Origin of the sequence: Paenibacillus planticolens, from assembly GCF_013141725.1 — a bacterium.
GTDB lineage: Bacteria > Bacillota > Bacilli > Paenibacillales > NBRC-103111 > Paenibacillus_E > Paenibacillus_E planticolens.
This window is the reverse complement of the sequence record NZ_WHNZ01000017.1, coordinates 35,684-57,284: the sequence shown is the minus strand read 5'-3', so window position 1 is coordinate 57,284 and position 21,601 is coordinate 35,684. Positions and strand designations below refer to the sequence as shown.

The 21,601-nt window shown below is 50.0% G+C and carries 20 protein-coding genes and 1 riboswitch; of the genes, 12 read left to right on the top strand and 8 right to left on the bottom strand.

The window, feature by feature from the left end; all coding sequences use genetic code 11:
- Nucleotides 1-15 precede the first annotated feature (15 nt).
- Nucleotides 16-423: a DUF4912 domain-containing protein gene (locus GC097_RS08945; RefSeq protein ID WP_171682993.1), complete on the bottom strand. Its 408-nt coding sequence runs from the start codon at nt 421-423 to the stop codon at nt 16-18.
- Between the two features lie 215 nt (nt 424-638).
- Here GC097_RS08945 and GC097_RS08940 point away from each other — a divergent pair, with 215 nt between their 5' ends.
- On the top strand, nt 639-1,061 hold the full coding sequence (locus GC097_RS08940) for a hypothetical protein (protein ID WP_171682992.1): 423 nt from the start codon (nt 639-641) through the stop codon (nt 1,059-1,061).
- Between the two features lie 55 nt (nt 1,062-1,116).
- On the opposite strand, the gene GC097_RS08935 is transcribed toward GC097_RS08940, so the two are convergent.
- Entirely contained in the window at nt 1,117-1,899 is a 783-nt protein-coding gene (locus tag GC097_RS08935; protein ID WP_171682991.1) for a LytR/AlgR family response regulator transcription factor, read from the bottom strand.
- A gap of 224 nt (nt 1,900-2,123) precedes the next feature.
- On the opposite strand from GC097_RS08935, the gene GC097_RS08930 reads away from it, so the two are divergent.
- Nucleotides 2,124-2,705 carry a hypothetical protein gene (locus tag GC097_RS08930; protein ID WP_171682990.1) on the top strand — a complete coding sequence of 194 codons (582 nt, stop codon included), beginning with the start codon at nt 2,124-2,126 and terminating at the stop codon, nt 2,703-2,705.
- On the opposite strand, the gene GC097_RS08925 is transcribed toward GC097_RS08930, so the two are convergent.
- On the bottom strand, nt 2,676-3,317 hold the full coding sequence (locus GC097_RS08925) for a helix-turn-helix domain-containing protein (RefSeq protein ID WP_246294086.1): 642 nt from the start codon (nt 3,315-3,317) through the stop codon (nt 2,676-2,678). The two genes, GC097_RS08930 and GC097_RS08925, sit on opposite strands and share 30 nt — an antisense overlap.
- Nucleotides 3,318-3,513: 196 nt before the next feature.
- Here GC097_RS08925 and sigI point away from each other — a divergent pair, with 196 nt between their 5' ends.
- The 4 genes from sigI to GC097_RS08905 all read left to right on the top strand — a co-directional run bounded on the left by sigI (nt 3,514) and on the right by GC097_RS08905 (nt 9,243).
- Nucleotides 3,514-4,293: an RNA polymerase sigma factor SigI gene (sigI, locus tag GC097_RS08920; protein WP_171682989.1), complete on the top strand. Its 780-nt coding sequence runs from the start codon at nt 3,514-3,516 to the stop codon at nt 4,291-4,293.
- 29 nt (nt 4,294-4,322) lie between these two features.
- A complete protein-coding gene (locus tag GC097_RS08915) occupies nt 4,323-5,750 on the top strand; it encodes an anti-sigma-I factor RsgI family protein (protein ID WP_171682988.1) in 1,428 nt (475 codons plus the stop codon).
- A 946-nt stretch (nt 5,751-6,696) separates the two neighbouring features.
- Nucleotides 6,697-7,710, top strand: a complete 1,014-nt coding sequence (locus GC097_RS08910; RefSeq protein WP_171682987.1) for an aldo/keto reductase — start codon at nt 6,697-6,699, stop codon at nt 7,708-7,710.
- 21 nt (nt 7,711-7,731) lie between these two features.
- A complete protein-coding gene (locus GC097_RS08905; protein ID WP_171682986.1) occupies nt 7,732-9,243 on the top strand; it encodes a leucyl aminopeptidase in 1,512 nt (503 codons plus the stop codon).
- 50 nt (nt 9,244-9,293) lie between these two features.
- On the opposite strand, the gene GC097_RS08900 is transcribed toward GC097_RS08905, so the two are convergent.
- The gene (locus GC097_RS08900) at nt 9,294-9,851 is read right to left on the bottom strand and encodes a hypothetical protein (protein ID WP_171682985.1); all 558 of its coding nucleotides are present in this window, start codon (nt 9,849-9,851) and stop codon (nt 9,294-9,296) included.
- Between the two features lie 132 nt (nt 9,852-9,983).
- On the opposite strand from GC097_RS08900, the gene GC097_RS08895 reads away from it, so the two are divergent.
- The 4 genes from GC097_RS08895 to GC097_RS08880 all read left to right on the top strand — a co-directional run bounded on the left by GC097_RS08895 (nt 9,984) and on the right by GC097_RS08880 (nt 14,331).
- On the top strand, nt 9,984-11,252 hold the full coding sequence (locus GC097_RS08895) for an MFS transporter (RefSeq protein WP_246294083.1): 1,269 nt from the start codon (nt 9,984-9,986) through the stop codon (nt 11,250-11,252).
- Between the two features lie 7 nt (nt 11,253-11,259).
- The gene (locus GC097_RS08890) at nt 11,260-12,183 is read left to right on the top strand and encodes a Gfo/Idh/MocA family protein (RefSeq protein ID WP_171682983.1); all 924 of its coding nucleotides are present in this window, start codon (nt 11,260-11,262) and stop codon (nt 12,181-12,183) included.
- 589 nt (nt 12,184-12,772) lie between these two features.
- Complete coding sequence (locus GC097_RS08885; protein ID WP_171682982.1) at nt 12,773-13,747, top strand: helix-turn-helix transcriptional regulator; 975 nt, start codon at nt 12,773-12,775, stop codon at nt 13,745-13,747.
- 74 nt (nt 13,748-13,821) lie between these two features.
- Nucleotides 13,822-14,331, top strand: a complete 510-nt coding sequence (locus tag GC097_RS08880; protein ID WP_171682981.1) for a DinB family protein — start codon at nt 13,822-13,824, stop codon at nt 14,329-14,331.
- 402 nt (nt 14,332-14,733) lie between these two features.
- Here the strand turns inward: GC097_RS08880 and gcvPB are convergent, their stop codons facing one another.
- The 3 genes from gcvPB to gcvT are packed head-to-tail and all read right to left on the bottom strand — an operon-like array spanning nt 14,734 to nt 18,694.
- Nucleotides 14,734-16,227 carry an aminomethyl-transferring glycine dehydrogenase subunit GcvPB gene (gene gcvPB / locus GC097_RS08875; RefSeq protein ID WP_216625709.1) on the bottom strand — a complete coding sequence of 498 codons (1,494 nt, stop codon included), beginning with the start codon at nt 16,225-16,227 and terminating at the stop codon, nt 14,734-14,736.
- Nucleotides 16,224-17,576 carry an aminomethyl-transferring glycine dehydrogenase subunit GcvPA gene (gcvPA, locus tag GC097_RS08870; protein ID WP_171682980.1) on the bottom strand — a complete coding sequence of 451 codons (1,353 nt, stop codon included), beginning with the start codon at nt 17,574-17,576 and terminating at the stop codon, nt 16,224-16,226. Before gcvPA ends, gcvPB begins: the two co-directional genes overlap by 4 nt.
- 23 nt (nt 17,577-17,599) lie before the next feature.
- Nucleotides 17,600-18,694: a glycine cleavage system aminomethyltransferase GcvT gene (gene gcvT / locus GC097_RS08865; protein ID WP_171682979.1), complete on the bottom strand. Its 1,095-nt coding sequence runs from the start codon at nt 18,692-18,694 to the stop codon at nt 17,600-17,602.
- A gap of 226 nt (nt 18,695-18,920) precedes the next feature.
- A riboswitch (glycine riboswitch) is annotated at nt 18,921-19,018 on the bottom strand.
- A gap of 161 nt (nt 19,019-19,179) precedes the next feature.
- On the opposite strand from gcvT, the gene gcvH reads away from it, so the two are divergent.
- Both gcvH and rbsK read left to right on the top strand, forming a co-directional pair.
- Nucleotides 19,180-19,569: a glycine cleavage system protein GcvH gene (gcvH, locus tag GC097_RS08860; RefSeq protein ID WP_171682978.1), complete on the top strand. Its 390-nt coding sequence runs from the start codon at nt 19,180-19,182 to the stop codon at nt 19,567-19,569.
- Nucleotides 19,570-19,653: 84 nt separating this feature from the next.
- A complete protein-coding gene (gene rbsK / locus GC097_RS08855) occupies nt 19,654-20,550 on the top strand; it encodes a ribokinase (protein WP_171682977.1) in 897 nt (298 codons plus the stop codon).
- On the opposite strand, the gene GC097_RS08850 is transcribed toward rbsK, so the two are convergent.
- On the bottom strand, nt 20,523-21,437 hold the full coding sequence (locus tag GC097_RS08850) for a phosphotransferase family protein (RefSeq protein ID WP_246294082.1): 915 nt from the start codon (nt 21,435-21,437) through the stop codon (nt 20,523-20,525). The genes rbsK and GC097_RS08850 overlap by 28 nt on opposite strands.
- Between the last annotated feature and the right edge of the window lie 164 nt (nt 21,438-21,601).

The following is a 21,601-nucleotide window of genomic DNA, read 5'->3' as shown; positions in this document are numbered from 1 at the left end:
GTCACCTCGTTCTCCCTACTCCGCTTCCGAATCTTTGGGTGTTGCAACACAATTGGATCGAAGCAAGGGGATAAATTCACGTTCCCACGTATATGTGCCAATATCCACGATATAGCTGCGGTCGGCATGGACGTGATGCAAGTACCAGTGATCAGCCTCGGGCTCCGTGGTTACATCCCAATAGGCATGTGCGTTATGTCCGTTAAAAAGCAAATGGGTCACATCGTACAAACGGATGACGCTTGGCATGGCGCCGAAGTCGCATTCAAAATGCTGAGACACCAGCCATCTGCGTCTGTCAGATATTTCCCAATATACATAGAGCGAATGTGCGCCTACGACCATAAGATGGAGTAAGTCCTTGTGATATCTGCCGGGAACCTCATATCCTGATCCTGCAATAGGGAAAGCTTTCAAGGTCATTTCCTCTTTTCTGGAAATCGCATGTCTGATGACCGTTTGCTTGTAAAAGCATTTGCTTTTCCCCAGAAAAATATGCGTGGATTGCTAAAATCTAGATGTCTCGTAAAAAAGGAATTTCAAGCTTTCGAGGCGAATATATTAGATCAATCCGGGGTAATGAAGATTATGCTACGATGCAAGTTTTCCTCACGGAAAGCTCAAAGGGAGTGATGACGATGAGTTTTTGTTGTGGCGCTAGTATGATTGGAACAAAAGGGACATTAAAACATATTCGTACGCAGATTCATAATGTGCCGATTCTCTTCTGCCCGGTATGTCACCGCATTGAGGTTCATTATCTGGTGGAGAACGAATACGAAATTTTGGCGGAGTACGCCCATGGGGACGGGGCTCACGAGGTTGATTTCTTGGAATACGTAGATGGGAAAGATCATCTGCTGCACGACAACTGCGTGAATCATGAAGGCGAAGAGCCCATGGAGATCGTGCGAAGTCAAATTGATATGGCGCTTGATCTGCTCGGGGTGGCCAAATCCTTAGAGGATGCCGAATGGGAAGATCAACTCATGAAACGATTGAAAATGCTAAGCGTTCGCCGCGATAGGCTAAAAAACAAAAAAACCTCTAAGCCCATGTAGAGGTTATAACTATAAAGGCCGCTATCCTTTCTTAACGGAATAGCGGCCTTTTATTTTACACGTTCCCATGAATTCCCTGCAGCAATTGACCGAATTCTTTTTGCAAGCTTCTGCTTAACGGAATTTTGACAGATGTATGGTTCAAATGAATAAGAAATCTGCGTGACGTTGGAAAACTGCTTTCTTTGACATACGAAACAACGTGCCGCATATTGACAAGAAAGCCTTTGAACGGACTAAAGATCAGCGGCGAGCTCTGAGACAGAATATCCGTTAAATTGGTACTGGATTCCATCTGAGCGCCATTCATGAGATGAATTCTTGTTAAACGCTTGTCTTCTTTCTCAACGAAAAGGATCGATTCCTCCGAGATGGGCAGCTGAGATTTTTGATTTTTTACGGTAATCCAGGTTGTCTTGGCAGGAGGAGCCGCTTGAAGCAATTGACTCCGTTCCAATTGAACTTCCGCAATGGCTTTCCGAATGGCCGCCTGAAACTTGGGCAGCGCCACCGGCTTAGACAAAAAGTAGAGAGATCCAAGGTCATGGAAGCTCGTAAGGATATGATCGATATTCGTCGTGCCGCTAACCATGATCACTTTCTGCTGATAACCGGCTTTGCGTAATGATTGCACCATAGCGATGCCATCCAGATTACCTGCAAGTCCGATATCCACCAGGATGATGTCCGGCAGAAGCTGATCGTATGTCTCAAGGAATTGTTCGCCGTCCGAGGCGATCGAGATGACATGCAATCCGCACTGTTGACAATAGCTTTCCAGCAGCTTGCCGACCCAATAATTATCTTCTACGATGGCAACTGTGAAACGGTGCCCCATACAATCATCGCACTCCATTTCTCTCACCTATTCCCTATGCATTCTGTCAGCTTATGCTCGGAAACAGCCAACTTAGTCCACTTTGAACGCAAAAGATCCGTTATCCTGTATAATTCTAGTTGTAGAGTTAAGTGAGATATCTCCTAGGAGCAAGCTTAGAAATGAGGGGTTAGTTTTTGTTTACATGGGCGAAATTTGTTCTGGCCTGTCTTGATTTTGTCCCCATGATTCTATTATCGTTGGTTCTGTTCAGACAAAAAATAAAGCCGCACTGGTGGCCCATTTCATTCGCTGCACTTGCCGGATCGTTGGTCACCTATTTGGACCAAAGTCCTCTATTATACCTAAGCATCATCTGTGTGCTGATCATAAGCGTTTGGAAATTCCAACCCATACCGGCTGTTGTCGCTGCAATTTCCGGGTATATTTTGTCCGACATTGTGTCTACAGGAGTAAATATGATATGGGAACTACTTCCATTCACTTCGTTTACAGACATGGATGACGACACTGCTCAGCAAGTCATTATTCTATTGCTAATCATTGGTGTGAAATGCGGCATGCTTGTCGGCATTCGCAAGCTTCGGCTCGGCTTCACGTTCCTGACCCATTACACACGAATACCGCCAACCAAAGAAAATGCAGGATTCTACCTTTTTATTCTTGTGGTAATCCTTGGAATTGCTTACCAAGATTTCTATCCGGAAAGCATGCTGAGCGCACTGATGCCGATTCAATTGCTCGGTTTCGAAACAGCGCTTTTTGTCTATGTCATGCTAGGTAAGGAGCTTAGCTTTCAACGATAGTTGGCGAGCATCGCTATCTGCATCCATAGACATGCCTGTGTTTCGAGCCACATAGTCAAGCAGCGTCTGATGATATTTCATCTGCGCCATTGCAGCAAGGGTAATGAAAGGCCCATCTTCAAGAGTATCAAAATAAAGTTTGCCTTCTGAGGGGGCATACTTTTTTATTTTGTTCAGATTAACGAACAGATGCATATCCACTTTCACAAAATGGAGATCCATTAATGCTTCTATGAAGCTAGTAAAAGCCACGAGCGATTCTACGTTTTCTTCCACGATTCCTTCTTGCGAAAAGTACTTGATCGATTTCGTACCGAACTCCACATACCAGACATTATCTAAACGGATTTCACCGGGCGTCTTCCATGATGACGCTTCTTCCAGATATCCGGCTTTCATTAAAAGATCCGTATAAGGATATTGATAAGCTTGCGAAAGCTTCCTCAAGGTGTCAGGGGATGGCTTGATGATGTCATTCGTGGTACGATTACGTCCGAGTTCTAAATCTCGAATGTAAGCATGAGACAGGCCGCTTTTACTGGCAACCTTTCGCAAGGACATTTTCCCGCGCAAAGTCTCGAGGAACTTGCCAAATTGATTACCTTGCTCCAAATGAAACACCTCCTTGCCCTAATTGTATAGGATTCTAGATTAAAATGAAATCGTCTACACAGGTTTTATTTGCCAGTAGGTGCTCATTTGAACATATATGTTATAATAAATCTACTTTTTATTTCCCTTTAACATTAAGCGTACCCCCCGAATTGTGATACATAAGGACGAAACTACTATACTGTGAGGTGGAAAGGTGCTACTGGTACTATTCAAAAGGTTCCTTGGGAAAAAGGAATCCCGAGGACAAAGTGAATCCCATGCCTCTTCCCTTGAGGTTACTATACATCAAATTCAGGCAGGAGACCTAAGACTTAGGAATCAATTTATTTCGGATTACCAGCCCTACGTAGCTAAAGTGACAAGTAGGTTCTGTAAACGATATATAGACCCGGCTAGGGACGATGAATTTAGTATTGCTCTAGGGGCATTTAATGAAGCGATTAATCAATATTCTTCCGTTATGGGAAGATCTTTTCTAGGCTTTGCCGAAACGGTCATGCGGAGGAGATTAATTGATTTCTTGCGTAAAGAACAACGTTTCAAAGGACAGATTCCTTATAGTTCATTCGATCAGGAAGATGATGAAGATAACCTACTCAATCCGATTGAGGTTCATCAAGCAATAGAAGCTTATGAAAAGCAAAAAGGACTTGAAGAACGGCGAAGCGAAATTATGGATTTCAGCCGCTGCCTTAGTGAATTTGATATCGATTTCTCTGAATTGACGGAAGCCTCTCCTAAACACGACGATTCCAGACAGATGCTGTTTGGCATCGGACGGACGCTGGCGCAGGATGCGGAACTTATGCGGACTCTTCTGACGAAACGGCAGCTGCCCATCAAAGAGCTGCTGGAGCAAGTACAGGTTTCAAGAAAAACATTGGAGCGCAACCGTAAATATTTGATAGCAATAGCTCTCATTTTCAACGGTCCATACCCTTACTTGCGAGATTATTTACAGATTCGAGAATGAGCACAGCATAAAGAAAGGAAGAACAGCGCATGAACAAGGGAATCGTAATGGAAATAAGCGAGAGCTCCATTATTGTCATGAATCCAGAGGGTCGATTTGAGAAGCTTCCTAGGGGGACGCGAAATTGTGAACTAGGGGAGGAAATACTGTTTGCACCTGCGATAAGGCGCTTCCGGGTACCGCAAATAGGCATTCTTTCCGGCTTGGCAGCCGCCATTGTCTTGTGCTTCGTCTTAGTATCCACACTGACAGGCAATGTGCCGAGCGGTCAAGTGGTCGCTTACGTAACCATAGATATCAATCCGAGTATTGAAATCGGCATTGATAATGAAGAGATGGTACAGGATTTGAGCGGGCTAAATCCTGATGGCGTTGAGTTAATCAGCACCTTAAAGTACAAGGGCAAGACGCTAGAGAGCGTTACCTCGGACATTCTGGATAAAGCTGAGCAGGGAGCGCTCGCGAAAGGCGAAGGCGATATCATCATCTCCTCAACTGTTGTAGAGCAAAAAACAGCGGTAAATGATGAGGCGATTGCAACCAAGTTGAAAAATCAGGTCAACAAGCATATTGAGCAGGCGCATCCGGAGCAGGTCAAGAACTATGAAGTAACTGCGTTTGCAGCCCCGCAAGAAGTGAGACAAGAAGCAAAGGCCAGCGGTGTTTCCGCGGGTAAATATGCCATTTATCTCAATGCCGTAGACAATGGGGCGAAAGTATCTCTGGATGACATCAAAAGCGTTTCCATCCATCAGTTAGCCAAGGATAACGGCGGAATCGATAAACTGGTAACTCCATCAAAGCCGATCGATAAGTCCTCTCTGCAAAAACTGGTCGCGGATGAGAAATCCGGTAAGCTGAGCGAGCGAAATCAGCAGATACATAACGATTCAAATAAAGGCAAGGGCAATGCAAGCAATGACCAGAATGATAAGAACGACAAGAATGACAAAAACGATAAAAACAACAATGGCAAGAATAATGGCAATAACAATAATAACAACAACAATAATAACAATAGCAAGTTCGGTAAGAACGATAACAACGGCAAGCCCAGCTTGAAGCCGACACCAACGCCTACGCCGAAAAATGTCCGTAACGATAACAAGAACGACCGAGACGACAAAAATGATCGTGACGACAAAAATGATAAAAACGACAACAAGAATGACAAAAACGCCAAGAACGACAACGAAGATAAAAAATCAACACCAAAGCCGGACCGCAGAGATGATGACGATGATTCGAAAAAAGGATCATCGTCAAAGCCAGGTGAAACCCCAAAGCCTAGTATGAAGCCGACCATCAAGCCAACCGTTTCAAGCAAGCCAACGGCCAAACCGACAACGAAGCCGACATCGTCTCCGAAGCCGGAAAATGAGCGTAATTCCACTTTCCATTGGAATTTGGGAGACCGGGAGTGGGAGCAAAAGAAAGACGGTAAGGACGGTCGATGATGGGGGAACGAGAAGGTTGTCCCATAAGTGATCCCCAGTCATCTCTATGACTTGTGGGAAAGCCCTCCCAGCAGTTATGCTTCTGTGGTCAAAATAAAGGGGAATTTTCCCTCTAAATTGACTGTAGACGCTTGTCAGATTCATTTAACTGGAAAAACTCCCTCTATTTGCACCGATTTCGTGAGAATCTACGAAAGCCGGTCAAATTAACGGGAGTTTTTCCTTATAAATTCCCTGCAAGGTTATCATTCGAGCCATTTAGAGGGAGATTTTCCAGTTAATTTACCCCGCCTTCTTCGTACAGCATGGATTTGGAACCCTCAAGAATAATCTACTTAAGGGACAGTCACTTTTTCACGATTTTAGCATCAATCACCTAAGGGCATACCTCAAGCGTGCCTAATACTCACCGAAAGCGTTCATGAGTACTCAACTCGCCGCAACAGGTACTCAACCTCCTATACCGCCGCCGTCCACCAACAATCCAAAGTAACCAAGCATGCACCATATGTGTCTAAAAGCACTCGACCTCCAATACCGCCCACCAACAGTCCAAAGTAACCCAGCACCACAAATGTTCATCAGCACTCAAAACTCCCCAACATGCGCCCAAGTCGCACCAGTCCATTCTCCGCCAATCACGACTCGGCGAAACATTTGGGGGAACTATGATCCTCTATTTGCTATAGATAGCGCATTTCGCTAAAACAAGGGGAACTACGTTCCCTTACCTAGGCCTCCCATGCCCACTACGTGCTCAAACAGAGGAAATAAAGCCCTGTAGCTCCCCCTTGCCCTCCATTTGGCCGCTTTTTGGCGAAATAGCGCCCTGTAGTTCCCCTGATCATTCACGACCTCGTGGAAAGTAGGACCAAGTTGTATTACAATAGTTGCATGTGCAATTATTCATCCACTCGTTAACGGAACTGGGAAGGGAGATATTGGTTTGAGATATTCGAGATTCGGTAAATCAGGCTACAATGTTTCGTCGCTTGGCTTTGGTGCAATGAACCTTCCGGGAGTACCGCTAGAACAGGCTAGAGAAACATTAAACTATGCCTTGGACCACGGCATTAATTATATTGACACCGCAGCGGCTTATCGCAACAGCGAGGAGATCATCGGTGAGTGCATTTCGCATCGCAGAGAAGAGTACTTCTTAGCGACGAAAACGGGCGCGCGCGATTACGAAACCGCAAAGGCGGAGATCGAGCGGAGTCTGGTGCGGATGAAAACGGACCATGTCGACTTGCTTCAAATCCACTATGTAAACTATGTTAGTGAATTTAAGAAAGCTATGGATGTGGAAGGAGCCTACAAGGCAGCACTGGAAGCCCAGCGAGAAGGCAAAGTGCGATTCATCGGCATTTCCGGTCACCGGCCGGATTTACTGGCGAAATGGATCGCCAAAGGGCAATTTGATCAAATTTTGTTTCATTTGAATTTGGCGCAGCCTTTTGCCCTGGATGAGCTGATCCCCAAAGCGACAGAGATGGATTTAATGAAGGTGGCGATGAAGCCTTTGTCCGGGGGATTCATACAACCCGTTGACCGTGCCATCCGTTATCCGTACAGCCAAGATGTGCATGTCACGATATCAGGGATGGTCAGCATCAAGGAAGTGCAAGAAAACCTGGCTGCACAGGAGCAGGAAGTTGGGGCAGAAGAGCGCCAAGAGCTCGAGCAATTGGCTGTTGAGCTGGGTCAGCATGATTGCAGACGCTGCAACTATTGTTCTTGTCCGCTTGAAATCGCGATCCCGGATGTGATGATCGCGAGCAGATTCAGAGAAAAATTCGGCTTGCTGCCGAAGGGTGAGGGATTTTTTCAGAAGCAAAAGGATAGAATAGTAGGCTGTGCTGATCATGATCCGTGCAAAGAGAAACCGCTTTGCGAGGAAAAGTGTCCGTATCATCTGCCTATGCAATCTGTCATTCAGAAGGCAGCATCTTTCTATTAAATAAACAGGGAGTATGACGCAATGTTTGCAAAAATCACGGAAATTACGACGGGCGTGTTCACGTCATTCACGCATAACGAACAGGAGGCAGACGCCATCCTCGTCTGCCTAAGTGAAGCCGAGCTGCGCGAGGACACGGTCCTCGGCCAGCCGCAGCTCGACCAGGCCCTTCAGCGCATGCGCGCCAAGGGCCTCTTCACCGGCGCCTCAGGCGAGCTCGAGGCGCTGCCGACCCACGGGCTGCTGCCGTACGCGTACGTGCTCGTTGCGGGGCTCGGCCCCGCAGCTTCACGCGATACGCTGCGCGCAGCCGCAGTCTATGCAGCGCGCGAGGCACTCGCGCTGAAGCTGGAAAGCTTGGCGCTGAAGCTGCCAAGCGGGATCGACAGCCGGTCCGCCATCACGGCGCTGACCGAAGGGCTGCTTCTCGGTACATACCGCATCGCGGTGTACCGCAAGAACGAGCCGGCGCGCGCAGAACTGCGCCGGGCCGTGCTGCTCACAGAAGCGGCTGCGGACGCAGCGCTTCTGTCGTCCGCGATCGCAACCGCCGAGGCGGTTGCGGAGGGGACCAACTATGCCCGGGATCTCACGAACCTCCCGGCCAATAAGCTCCTACCGGCTACCCTTGCAGAGGAAGCCTTGAAGCTTGCCCAGCACTATGGCTTCGACAGCGAAGTGCTGGACGAACACGAGATCGCCGCTAAGGGGATGGGCGGCTTGATCGCGGTTGGCGCAGGGAGCGCCAACCCGCCACGGATGATCACCCTGCAGTACAAGGGTGATCCTGATTCTGCCGACGTGCTGGGCCTTGTCGGTAAAGGCATTACCTTCGATACCGGCGGCATCTCGATGAAAAGCCCCGACGGCATGGAAGAAATGATCAGCGATATGGGCGGAGCCGCAACACTGCTGGGAGCTCTTCACGTCGTCGGTCAGCTGAAGCCGAAGGTGAACTTGGTTGTGGTCATACCGTCAGCAGAAAATATGACATCCGGCTCAGCTTACCGTCCCGGCGATATCGTGTCCATGTACAGCGGACACTCCGTAGAAGTGCTGAATACGGATGCGGAAGGCCGGATCGTTTTGGCGGAGGGCATCACTTACGCGAAGCAGCTCGGAGCGACGCGCCTGATTGATGTAGCCACCTTGACCGGAGCCATCTTAATTTCCTTCGCCGATGTGGCGACGGGGGCTGTGACGAACGATGATGAGTTCCTGAAACCGCTCCTTCAAGCGGCAGGGAAAGCGGGAGAAAAGCTCTGGCAGCTGCCGAACTATCCCGAATATCGCGACATGCTGAAAAGCGATGTGGCCGATATCAAAAATCAAGCATCCGCAGACCGCTGGGCGGGGGCAATCACCGGAGGGCTGTTCATCGGCTACTTCGCCGAAGAAACGCCTTGGATTCATTTGGATACCGGCGGCACGGCGTGGTTATGGTCAGCCAAAGGCATCGAGCCCAAAGGGGCCACAGGCGTTATGGTCCGGACATTAGCAACCTATTTGTGCGGCGAGCAACTATACGAATGATCAAAAAAACACCTAACCTTGCAAGAACACAAGGTTAGGTGTTTTGTGATTTATGCGCCGACACTTCTTCCGGCTGCAGCCGGCTGCGGAACCGGTCGTTGCAGCAATTCGTTCACATCGGACATTTGAATGACTAGGCGGTTAATTTCATTGGTTGTATAAGAGAGCTGGCCGATACGTTGTTCGAGCTGGGGCAAGGAGATGCCGACCCAGTTTTTCTTGCTGCGATGGGGGAATAGGTCGTATTTTAACACCGTCATCGTGGCGGCGAACGGATCTGGCTTGACATATACATCTTTCATAATATCATCCAGATTAAAATAGATCCTCCGAGCATTCCATCTGACAAAGCCTTGTTCAAACAAGATCACAAGAAAATCGGAATCGGAATTGTCCTTATTTTCCATGGTAATGAGCCGGACAGCCCCTTTAGCCTGATTTGGCTTGATGTACTGGACCGAACGAATGTCAGGAAGAAAAGGAACGATGAGAAGCGGGCAAACGCTGGCGATATACAAATAAGTTGTTGACTCGAACACAAGAGAGAGTACAATAAAAGTCAAAAAGAGCAATGAGCTTGTGATAAGACCAAAATGGTTTGGTTTCATAGTAATTCGTTGATCCCGCCTGACATGATAGATTAGGTAGTCTGTCCTATTTTAACATAAGCGCCCTATATCTTGTAAACTATTAGATCAATCGATAGGCTTTATCCTTACAAAATGGAGGCGAGCACGCTTATGAAAATGCTGGACAGCTTGCTAAATCCCAGGAAAAAGATGTCTTACTACCGGAAAAGTCTGCTTATCGCAACGCTGGAGGGATTTCCGGCCGTTATTATTTTCCAGCTTCTCGGGGGACCTTTCTTAACGGGTTATTTGCTTTATTTAGGCGCGACTTCAACCGAGATTGGATTTATTTTAGCGATCACGACGGTCGTCAACATCATTCAAATCGGCATGGCTGTGGCGATGCAGAAATTTAGAAACCGCAAACGAATGCTCCTTATTTTCGGTTCCTCTCACAGGCTGTTGTGGGCTTCCGTAGGGTTGATTCCGTTTCTTTTTCCGCAGAATCTGTGGGTTGTGATGTATATCGTCTTGTATACGGTGGCTCATTTAGGCAATGCCGCGGGCGGTGTCGTGTGGACCTCGCTGATTAGCGATGCTGTGCCTGGTCCGGTTCGTGGGCGCTATTTCGGGCTTCGCAATACGATTCTGGGCGGGGTGAGTTCGCTTGCCCTGTTTATCGGCGGACAAATATTGGATCGGTATCCGGGGGAGCAGGGCTTTACCTATTTATTTATGATCGTCGGCGTTTGTGCGGTTCTCAATGTACTGGCGTATTGCTTATATCCGAATCCGCCCTTCGAGCCGTCCACGGAGTCGAATCCCATAGGCATGATTGGAAAACCATTGAAAGACAGCGCTTTTCTTAAAGCGATTATTTTCTTGGCCGTGTTTTTGTTTGTGCAAAGCCTGACAGTACCGCTATTTTCCTATGTCATGCTGAAGCTCATAAAAATAAATTATGAAACCGTCTCCTACATCACTGTCGTCCATACTTTGGTTATGATGGCAAGTTACTATGTTTGGGGCAATCTAAATGCACGTTACACAGCGCAAACCTTGCTGCTATGGTCATTGCCGATTATTGCTCTCGCTTGTATTTTATGGGGAGCAATTGCTTTTATACCGGCGGTTGCCGCGCTTTATGCGGTTCATATTGTGCTCGGCATCGGATTGGGCGGGTTTAATCAGATGGTTTTTACTTTTACGATCGGCGACACGCCGAAAAGTGAACGGCCGATGTACATCGCAACCTACTCGGCGATTACGGGTTTTGCCGCTTTTCTCGGGCCGATTGTCGGCGGAAAAGTGTATGCGCTCATTTCGGAAGCACCGATGTGGGTGCAAATTTATGGCGTTTCAACGCTGGTGGGCGCTGTGCTGCTTGTACTGGGCTTAGTCGTAGGGCGCATGGTGCTCGGGAAACAAATAAGGAGCTGACCACAGAATGAAAAAAACAAGAATCGGAATCATCGGGCTTGGGGATATCGCGCAAAAAGTATACCTTCCCCTTCTTTCCGTTAACGAACAAGTAGACATTGCAGGCATCATGAGCTCAACACCGGCGACGGTTGAACGAATGCAAACGAAGTACCGCATCCCGTTCGGGACGACGAAGCTGGAAGAGCTCCTTGCTCTTGATTTGGATGCTGTTTTCGTGCACAGCCCGACAGCGACCCATTACGATATAGCTATGCGATGCATGGAGCGTGGCGTGGCGGTCTATGTAGATAAGCCCCTGTCTTACGATTGGGCACAGTCCGTAGAGATGGCTTCTTACGCGGAGCGTAAAGGCGTACTGCTTGCTGCGGGCTTTAATCGCAGATTTGCTCCGCTTTATATCGAAGCTCGGGATTGGCTGAAGGAAGCTGGCGGCTTCGATTGGTGCGAAGCGGTTAAGCATCGGATTAAGCAGCAGGGGCACAGTGCCAAAGAGACGCTGTATGATGATTTGATTCACATGCTGGATCTTTTGCTTTGGCTCGGCGGCGGCTCCTATGAAGTTTCTACCTGCAACCAACAGGTAGACGAAGACGGGAAACTGCTTCACGCGTCAGGGACGCTGAACTTCGGCGCTGCACTGGGCAACTACAGCATGGTAAGGCTGGCCGGTGTGGATTTGGAGAAGGTCGAGCTGCACGGCAGCGGACGCTCTGCCTGCGTGACGAATTTGGAGTCAGCGGTCTTCTATGAAAAAGGCGCTGCACCACGCATACACACCTTCGGAAGCTGGGACACCGTGCTGGAAAGAAGGGGCTTCGCCAGCGTTGTTCAGCATTTCCTGGACAGCTTGGCTGATCCGAATGCCTGCACGATCCGTGGCGACCTTGTGCTGGAGTCGCATCGGTTGGTTGAGCGCTTGTCTGTTTAGTGAGGTTATTAGGGGCTATTTCCGGGTAGAGCGTTCTACTTGGGGGTGGCTTCTTTTTTATTTGTTTGGGATGGCGCTGCAACAAGGTTGTGTAAAAGGTGTGGTTGGTAGGGATTCAGCGGGGGAATGGAATGGAAAGAAGGGTAGAGAAAGTAATTAGTAAGGAAGTAAGAAAGTAAGAAAGTAAGAAAGTAAGAAAGTAAGGAAATAAGGAAATAAGGAAATAAGGAAATAAGGAAGTAAGTAAGAAAGGAAGGAAGGAAGGAACGGAAGGGAACGGAACTACAGGGCTCTATTTGAGCTAAGTGGGCTGATTTCAGGCGGAAATGGGAACTACAGGGTCTTATTCGTCCGAAAGAACCAATATTCGGGCTGAAATGGTGAAATAGAGGATCGTAGTTTCCTTTGCGTGGCCGAAACTACGATTTGTTGGAAAATAGAGGACTATAGTTCCCACTCGTACCAGACTTACGGGAGGGTAAGAGCATGAGTATGGGTATGGGTTTGGGTTTGTACAAACATGATCATAATCCCAGAAAATGCTATGATTAAAAATGGAAACGATTCACTGGAGGAGGGCAAGGCGCGAATGTCCAAAGCGGATCAAATGCTAGCCATTCTGTGGCTCATCAAATCGCACAAACGAATAACAGCTAAGCAGTTAGCGGACAAGCTTGAGATTCATATCCGAACCATATACCGCTACATCGATGCGCTATGCGCGAGCGGTGTACCGATTATTGCGGATTCCGGGCATCATGGCGGTTATCGCTTGCTTGGACAGTTTCATGAAGCGCCTCTTGTGTTCGATCTGGACGAGCAAAAGGCGCTCATTCATGCTTCCGCCTTTGCCCTTGAGGCAGGCTATCCCTTTGGCGACAAGCTGAATCAAGCTGTTGCTAAACTAAAAATATACACCAATCAAGAGCAGCTGGAGCAAATCCACCTTCATGAACAGGGACTTGACGTCATTTTGCCGCAGGCGGATGCCGCCGAAGCCTCTTTGCTACAAGAAGTGGAGGTTGCGGTTGCACAGCGAACCACGTTGCATATGCACTATCAGAAGGGTTACTACGCTGCAACAGAAGCCCGCCATCTAGATCCTTATGGACTTGTTTGCTGGAAAAACAAATGGTATGTCGTAGGGCACTGTCATCTTCGCCAAGAGATTCGCAGCTTTCGCGTGGATCGTATACGTGAGATGTCGAAGACGGATATGACGTTTGAGAGGCCGATTGATTTCTCGGCGCGCCAATTCATTCTCGCGGGTCTCCTGCCGGATTCGGATAAGCCGGAAGATCTAGTCTCCGTCAAAATCACAGGGAGAGAACAGGCGCTGGACGACCTGTGCGGCCATTGGTATATGGCCCATACGCTAGTAGAACGCACAAGGCATGAGGCCCATTTTCAGCTGCAAGAAAAAGCCATTCACGCTCATCTGCCTTATTACCTGCTCAGTTATGGAGGGACCATCCAAATTAAAGAGCCGCAGCTCCTTATTGAGCTGCTGATGGAGATTACGCAAAATTTGCATGACCATTATGCTTCGGCGCGGATTGACTGACTCATTTTGTCAGTGAAGAGGATGTACAATAGGGCTATGTTGAAAACGAAGTTCTATTCCGAGGAGGATGAAGCATGAGAGAGCATGCGATCAAGACCTATGATTATCACGTGTGGGCCAACAAGCGGGTATTCGCACGTCTGGAAGAATTGCCGGAGGAAGTTCTCCATCAGGAACTCGGCAATGTGTTTCCGACGATCTATAAAGGGCTCGTACACATTTACCAAGTAGATACGATTTGGCTGTCAGGCATGATGGGAAACAGCTATGAGCAAATAAAAGAGCTGCTCGGCGCTATTGAGGCTAAGACGGCGAACAAAACCTTGACGCAGCTGCAAGCTGCTTACCGGGAAAAAGCGGAGGAGTATCGTGTTTTTCTGAAAGGTGCTGACGATCTGCAAGCGAAGAAGCAATTTCCGCACCCAACCTTCGGCGTGCTGCAGGCAAGCATAGGCGAATTGATTCAGCATATCGTCAATCACGGCACATACCACCGCGGCAATATATCATCCATGCTTCGGCAGCTTGGGCATGCGGGGGCTTCGAGTGACTATGTATTTTACTTATACGAGGTCAATAAGTAGCAAAAGAGGGTATCTGTAGGTCGCTGGTGGAATCTGTATCCGAGGTTGAATTGATTTTCAGTGCCAATCTGCACATTGCAGCTTTGTGCAAAAAATAAGAGGGTGTCCCCAGTCATTCCCATGACTCATGGGACAACCTCTTCGTTATATTTCAAGCTCTGTGCTCAAAATAATGGAAAAAATTCCCTCTAATTTCTCTGCAGATGCTTGTCGGATCCATTTAGCCGGAAAAGCTCCCTCTATTTGGGCCGACTTCGTAGGAATCTACGAAATCCGGTCAAATTAACGGGATTTTTTCCTTTAATTTTCCTGCGAGGCCATCTTTCGAGCCATTTAGAGGGAGATTTTCCCGTTAACTTGCTTCGCCTTCTTCGTAAAGCTTATGGGACAACGCCTCTCATTTTAACCGCAGCTGCAGTTCAAGACAGGCTTGCGGGCGGCAAGCGCTTCGTCCATGCGGCTGACTACGGTGGTGTATGGCGCATTTTTGACGATATCGGGATTCTCTTCGGCCTCTTTGGCGATGGCGATCATCGTGTCGATGAATTCGTCCAGCGTTTGTTTGCTTTCGGTCTCGGTCGGCTCGATCATAATGCATTCCTCGACGCTGAGCGGGAAGTAGATCGTCGGCGGATGATAGCCGAAGTCGAGCAAGCGCTTAGCGATATCGAGGGTGCGTACGCCCAGCTTCTTCTGACGGTTGCCCGACAGCACGAACTCGTGCTTGCAAAAGCGCGGATGCGGCACATCGAAGTAAGGCGTCAGCCTAGCCAGCATATAGTTGGCGTTCAGCACGGCAAACTCGGATACTTTGCGCAGGCCTTCCGGACCGAGTGTTCGGATGTAGGTGTAAGCGCGGACGAGGATGCCGAAGTTGCCGTAGTAGCCTTTGACGCGGCCGATCGATTGCGGATAGTTGTAGTCCAAATAAAAGCTGCCGTCCTCCTTTTTCGCCACAAGAGGCGTAGGAAGGAACGGGATGAGCTTTTCTTTGACGCCGACGGGACCGGCTCCTGGGCCGCCGCCTCCGTGCGGGGTGCTCATCGTTTTGTGCAGGTTGAGATGCACAACGTCGAAGCCCATGTCGCCGGGGCGGGTAATGCCCATGATGGCATTGGCGTTAGCGCCGTCGTAGTAGAGCAGTCCGCCCGCCTCATGGACAATCTGGGCGATCTCGACGATCTGCTCCTCGAACAAGCCGAGCGTGTTCGGATTGGTGAGCATCAGAGCGGCCGTATCCGGGCCGACGGCTTTGCGAAGCTCATCCAGGTTCACCAAACCGCGGTCGTTGGATTTGATCGTAATGGTCTCGAACCCTGCGACCGTAGCGCTGGCCGGATTCGTACCGTGCGCGGAGTCGGGGCAAATGACCTTGGTCCGCTTTTCACCGCGGCTTTCATGGTAGGAACGGATCATCATAAGTCCGGTCCATTCGCCATGAGCGCCGGCCGCCGGCTGCAGGGTTACGCGATCCATGCCGGTAATGGCTTCAAGGTCTTGCTGGAGATTGAACAGCAGCTCCAAGGCGCCTTGCAGCGATTCTTCCGGCTGGTAGGGATGTATTTTGGCGAAGCCCGGGAAGCGGGCTACGTCTTCGTTGATTTTGGGGTTGTATTTCATCGTACACGAGCCAAGCGGGTAAAAGCCGTTATCAATGCCGAAATTGCGCCGGGATAGGGCGGTATAGTGGCGAATGACGTCCACCTCGTACACTTCCGGCAGCTCCGGCGCGTTCTTGCGCTGGAATTGGGAAGGCAGGACGTCGTTCAAATTCACTTCCGGCACATCGGATTCCGGCAGGGAATAGGCGACACGATCGGGATGGCTCATTTCGAAAATAAGCGCTTTGCCGTCATTTTTCACGGTTATGTTGTTTTCGTTCGTACTTGTCGTCATACGAGTTCCTCCAGTGCATCGGCGAAGGCATCGATATCTTCGCGCGTTCTTTGCTCGGTGACGGCCACCAGCATATGGCCGGCGAGCTCGGGATAGTCGCGTCCAAGATCGTAGCCGCCGATGATCCCCAGCTGCAGGAGCTTGCTGTTCAGCTCCTGCACATTGGCGCCGTCCGGAAGCTTGACGGCGAATTCGTTGAAGAAGCTGCCTGTAAGCGGCAGCGAGAACTTGCCGGACGCGGCGATGCGGCCAGCCGCGTAGTGAGCTTTCTGGACGTTCAGCTTGCCGACGTCCTGAATGCCTTGCTTGCCCATCGTGGACAAGTACACGGATGCGCAGAGCGCGAGAAGCGCCTGGTTGGAGCAGATGTTCGACGTGGCTTTCTCACGGCGAATGTGCTGCTCCCGCGCTTGGAGCGTCAACACGAAGCCGCGTTTTCCCGCGCGGTCGACGGTTTGGCCCACGATGCGCCCTGGCATGCGGCGCATCCAGCTTTCGGCGACGGCGAAGTAGCCGCACGTCGGCCCGCCCAGCGCAGCCGGGATGCCGAGCGGCTGGCAGTCGCCGACCACGATGTCAGCGCCGAGCTTGCCCGGCGCTTCGAGCAGCCCGAGCGTGAGCGGGTTCGCGCTCACGACGAGCAGGGCGCCCGCGCCGTGCGCGATCGGCTCCGCTGCCCCGATATCCTCCAAGCAGCCGAAGAAATTCGGCGATTGGAGGATGACGGCGGCCGCGTCGCCTGCCTTGGAAGCCAGGTCGGTCAGATCGGTGACGCCCTCCGGCGTCAGGCCGATCTCGACCACTTCCAAGTTCAGCCCGCGGGCGGTCGTGCGCAGGATCGCGCGCGCCTCCGGGTGCACCGCGCGGGAGACGAGCAGACGGCTGCGCTTCGTCGCGCCGCTGGCGAGGGCGCCGGCTTCGGCCAGCGCCGTGGCGCCGTCGTACATCGAGGCGTTCGCCACGGCCATGCCGGTGAGCTCGCAAATGTACGACTGAAATTCAAAAATCGCCTGCAGCTCCCCTTGGGAGATCTCCGGCTGATAAGGCGTATACGCGGTGTAGAACTCCGAACGCGAGATAACATGATTGATCACCACGGGAAGGTGATGATCGTAGATGCCAGCGCCGAGGAAGCTGGCGTAGCGGTCGAAGTCGGCGTTGCGGCTGGACAAACCGCGCATATAACGCAGCAGTCCTTGCTCATCCAGCGCCTTCGATACGTTAAGTTCGCCCTGAAAGCGAACCTTCTGCGGAATATCCTGAAACATCTCTTCCATGGAGGAGATGCCGATCGTCTCCAGCATGTCTTTCTGATCCTGCTCGGTAATGGGCAAATAGCGGTGCTTCATGATGGGCGCGTGCTCCTCTCCGGTTACGGCTTTCTTTTATAAAAAGGGGTGGCAACGACTTTGGCTTTGACCTGTGCCCCGCGAATTTCCACGTTCACTTCCGTCCCCAGCGGGCTGTAGGCGGAATCGATTAAGGCGAGTCCTACATTCGTTTTGAACGTAGGAGATTGTGTGCCTGTCGTCACTTCCCCGATAGGGACACCGTCCGCCGTGAATACTTGATAATGCGGCCTTGGGATGCCGCGGTCGATCATTTCAATTCCGACGAGCTTGCGCGGCGTACCGTTCGCTTTCTGCCCGGCAATGACGTCACGTCCGATGAAATCTCCCTTATCGAGCTTCACAAAATAGTTCAGTCCGGCCTCCAGCGGGGAAACATCTTTGGAGAGCTCCTGCCCGTAGAGGGGAAGTCGCGCTTCAAAACGCAGCGTATCACGGGCCCCTAAACCGGCCGGCACGAGCCCATAATCCCCGCCTGCCTCCAGCAAAAGCTTCCACAGCTGAACGGCATCCTTTTGATCGATATAGAGCTCGAACCCGTCTTCCCCCGTATAGCCAGTGCGGGAGAGCAGCGCGTTGATTCCGGATACCTTCACATCGGGCAGGAAACGAAACGTTTTCAAAGTGTGAATAGGCGCGTCTGTAAGTTTAGCTAAAATCAGTTCGGCATGAGGGCCCTGCAAAGCGAGCATGGCGGTTTCATCCGAAATGTTGGTGATCTCGGTATGGTCTGTGAGATGCTGCTGCATCCAAGCCAGATCTTTGTCGATGTTCGATGCGTTGATGACCAGCATATAGTTATTTTCGCTTAACTTGTAAACAAGCAGATCGTCTACGACGCCTCCGTCCGGATAGCACATAAGACTGTACTGGCACTGTCCGGCTTCGAGCTTCGACACGTCGTTCGTGGTGATTTTTTGCAGAAAAGGGAGGGCGCCATCTCCGGCAACCCGGACTTCGCCCATGTGCGACACATCAAAAAGCCCGGCCTGCTGCCTGACGGCATCGTGCTCCTTTTGAATACCCGTGAACTGCACGGGCAGCTCCCAGCCTCCAAAATCAATAACTCGCGCTCCATGCTCCGCGTAAACCGGGAAGAGCGGTGTTCGTTTCAGCATGCTTTAACCTCACCTTCGATTTTGTACTTCTCCTATGTTGCCCAAAACCGCCGAAAATTGCTGAAAATGCAAAAAAGAGCAAAAGATATGCAACACAAACATACCTTTTGCCCTGTCCTTTTTACCTGAGAGTTACCTCGAATTAGACCTATACGATCTGTCTGCCCGAGTTTCCCCTTTGGTGTCCGAATCACGCTGCCGCGCGCTTCGAAGCTCTCCAGAGTTGCGTCCGATACAGGTCCTTTTGCCTGAGAGATTCACCGCTGTCCGGCTTACTCCTTCGGCGCCGCGAGCTTGCTTTGCGGTCTCTCCCTGTACCATCATTCGCCAATATTCAATTTATAGTATTATATTAATATTTGCCTATCTAGGTGTGAATTGTCAACTGCAACTTTTGATAACATTTCCCAACGTCCGCCTTGACTTTGGTGTTCCCGTTAGATTAAGCTAAAAGCAAAATTTGCAGGTAAGCGAGGCGTAAAACGATGAGTAACGTACAAGCTAATTTGTTATACACCAAAGATCATGAGTGGGTAGAAAAGCTGTCGGATACTGTAGTCCGCGTGGGAATTACTGATTTTGCCCAAGATCAATTGGGGGATATTGTCTTTGTTGAGCTGCCTAAGGCAGGAGCATCCATTACCGCGAATGAAAGTATCGGCAGCGTGGAATCCGTCAAAACAGTTTCCGATATTTTCTCGCCTGTATCCGGTAAAGTAACGGCTGTCAACGGGGCATTGGAAGGTTCTCCTGAGCTCGTTAACAGTGCGCCGTTTGGCGAAGGATGGATGGTTGAGGTCGAGGTTTCCGGCGCAGATGCGCTTGAAGGCCTGCTTACGGCTGATGAGTATGCTTCTTATATCGGCAACGATTAAAAGGTTAATGCACGGTAAGAGCCCCTTTTCTGCTCTAGGCAGGGAGGGGCTCATTTAGAATTTTTAGATGGATCGGAGAAAATTATGAAAATAATCGTCATAGGCAGTGCAAATATGGACTTGGTCATGCGGACTAGTCGTATTCCCGAAATGGGCGAAACGATGCGGGGCGAAGGCTTTATGCTGTCAGCCGGAGGCAAGGGAGCCAATCAGGCGGTTGCTTGCGCTAAGATGGGCGCAGATACCTGGTTTATGGCAAAAGTTGGCGCTGATATTTTCGGACAATCGTTGATCGGCAGTCTCAAAGGCTACGGCGTGAAAACGGATTATGTGGGAATTGAACCGGAAGTAACGACCGGTGTAGCGGCGATTACCGTTTGCGGTGGGAATAATGCGATCATTCTTGACGGCGGCGCCAATAACCTGGTTAAACCTGCTTATATCGAAGGCTATAAAGATCAACTGCTCTCCGCTTCGGCCATCATGCTGCAGCTCGAAATTCCGCTGGAAACCGTCTACGAAACCATTCGACTCGTGAAAGGGAAGGTACCGATTTTCTTAAATCCGGCGCCTGCTGTTCCCTTGGATGATGAGATATTGGATGGTGTGGACTATTTCACGCCGAACGAAATCGAATGCCGCCTGTACACGAATGTGGACGTGCAAAGCACCGAAGATGCTTTTGCAGCGCTTACTATATTGCGCGAGAAGGGCATTCGCTTCCCGTTGATCACACTTGGCGAGAAAGGCATTGTGTATTATAACGGAACCGAAAATGTTTACATGGAAGGCCGTAAAGTAGATGCCGTAGATACAACGGCCGCCGGTGACACGTTCTCCGGGACGCTTGCAGCCATGATCGCTGCCGGCAAATCCTTGGATGAAGCGGTGAACATTGCGCAGCAGGCGTCTTCCATTTCGGTTACCAGGAGGGGCGCGCAGGATTCGATCCCTTATTTATCGGAGCTTTCGGATCTATAAAGCTCCGCCTTCACGCTATCGTAGGCGTTCCGGTCGCCTTTCTTGGCGTAGAACCGAAGGCCGTCAATGCCTTTGAAAAGCAGAGCGCACCGCAGACGCTCCTCGAAATGCGGGATGTCCCGACCCTCAGCAGCCCAAGTGCTGCGCACCAATTCAGGGATTTGCAGCTGCGGGGTCCACAGATGCTGCGTCGCCAAGTCGAACACGAAGTCGCCATAGAAGGCCATCTCCCAGTCGACGATGCCCGTGACGCGATGTCCGTCCGTCAGCATGTTCCCCAAATGAAAATCGCCGTGTACGAGATATCGCTGCTGCGGGGAATATTTGGACAACTCCATCATCATGCCGTATAAACGCTGAAAAACATCCTTCTCCAAAAAGCTGTCTTCAAAGAGGGCATACCACCCATGCCAAAAGCCGGTTTGTTCCTCCTGGAAGAAGGAAGCCAGAAATTCAGGCCAGCTCCTGTGCGAGCCGTCTCCCGAAGGCTGAATCCAGCCGTACCCTTCAGTTTGGCCAAGCTGGACTTCATTCATATTCGTAAATTGCCGGACGAGGTCGGGAAGAATCTGCTTGATTTCGGCTTCCGGGTAGGAAATGATGGTACGGCCCGGCACTTTCTCGGCAATGGAGAAGTATAATGCTTCGTTCGCTCGGCCGATCTCCAAAACACGCGGAACCGGTATGCCTTGGGATGCGAACAGGTCATGCACGTACCGCTCTCTGACAAACCCTTCGCAACTGCTATTGAAATGAATGATAAATTCATCATCCTGCTGTTTGTAGCTGAATACTTTGCTTACCTCGCCCTGCTCAATTGGTCGTACATCAGTAACCGGACTGTTCAAAATCTGCTGCAAAAAAGCTTGGGCTGATCTAGTATTCATGTTAGGTTTAATCCCGGACATTTTGCCATCACCTTCCCTAAGTCATCCTATGTTTTTAATACGATGCCAAGCCATATGTCATATGAAGCAGGATACTTCCAAGTCTATCACGAAATTTTGAATCAGGAAAAATTAAACAGTTAGGTGCTGCATTTTTATAGTTA